The organism is Apilactobacillus kunkeei (assembly GCF_005930975.1).
Lineage (GTDB): Bacteria > Bacillota > Bacilli > Lactobacillales > Lactobacillaceae > Apilactobacillus > Apilactobacillus kunkeei_E.
The window spans coordinates 1-234 of record NZ_VBSE01000002.1 but is presented as its reverse complement, the minus strand read 5'-3'; the positions used below and the strand labels follow the sequence as shown (position 1 = coordinate 234).

The window sequence follows — 234 nt, the reverse complement described above, 5'->3', positions numbered from 1 at the left end:
ACGTGACACTTCCGGTGGTTAAATCAACAACAGGACAAGAAGTCGCAAATGCTACAGTAGATGTCAAAGGACATAATGATCGAACCAGTAGTATTACTAAGGTGGATACTTCTACTCAAATTACTGATGAACAAGGCAATACCTATCCCGTTGATACTAATTCAACCATTACGGTGCAAAATGGCCAACCAGTAATTTCTGTAAATCCAGTTGCACCACAAAACCAAAATGTCG

At 39.7% G+C, this 234-nt stretch carries 1 protein-coding gene; it reads left to right on the top strand.

The genetic code is table 11. The features are described 5' to 3' along the window. Positions 1-14: 14 nt before the first annotated feature. On the top strand, positions 15-234 hold a 220-nt coding region (locus FD688_RS07285), incomplete at its 3' end, for a hypothetical protein (RefSeq protein ID WP_190242833.1).